This is a genomic window from Streptomyces kebangsaanensis (assembly GCF_001906585.1).
GTDB lineage: Bacteria > Actinomycetota > Actinomycetes > Streptomycetales > Streptomycetaceae > Streptomyces > Streptomyces kebangsaanensis.
Genome location: NZ_JUJA01000068.1, coordinates 8,314 through 9,018, shown reverse-complemented (window position 1 = coordinate 9,018; position 705 = coordinate 8,314). Strand labels below are relative to the sequence as shown.

The 705-nt window shown below is 71.5% G+C and carries 1 protein-coding gene; it reads left to right on the top strand.

From position 1 onward, the window contains the following. Positions 1–26 precede the first annotated feature (26 nt). The coding region (locus tag RH94_RS41250; RefSeq protein WP_199880908.1) for a lantibiotic dehydratase at positions 27–705 on the top strand (679 nt) is incomplete at its 3' end.

The following is a 705-nucleotide window of genomic DNA, read 5'->3' as shown; positions in this document are numbered from 1 at the left end:
CCGCCTGCCAAGAACGGAGTGTGGTCATGATGCGTGTGCGACACAGCCAGTACCAGGAGGCTGGGGAAGGGATGCTGCGTGCTGCGGTGAACCTCACCGAGCCGCACATGCCGCCCTGGCCTGAGCCCACGGCACCTCTCGAACGCTGGCGATCGTGGCTGGCCGCGGTCTGGTCCGACGACACCTTTCGCCAGGCGGTGTCCAGCGCGAGCCCGGACCTGGAGCGCCGGGTCCAGTCGGTTCTGGAGGGACGCTCGCCGAAGGTGCGCCGCGTGCGCCGGGCGGCCCTGGCCACGGCGCGGTACGCCATCCGATACGCGCGCCGTTCCACCCCGTACGGCCTCTTCGCGGGCGTCGCGTTGATCGAGTTCGGCGACACGTCCGAGGTCCGCGTCGGTGACCGGCACCAGGCCGTTGCCCGGCCGGACCCGGTGGTGCTGGACGCGGCGATCAGCAACTGGGAGGCGGACGGCGAGCGGATGGCCGGCATCGAGGTATGCGTCAACAACCTTGCCCAGCTGCGCAGCGGGCGTATCCACATCCCGTCCGAGGGGGCCTCGGAGTTCTCCCTCGCGCTGACACCCGCTGTCGCGCTGGTGCTCGACGCGGCCCGCTCACCGATCCGGTACTCGGCCCTGGCCGACAAGCTCGCCGCCGAGTTCCCGGACACGGCCGAACACCACCGGACCGGGCTGCTCGCGGAGC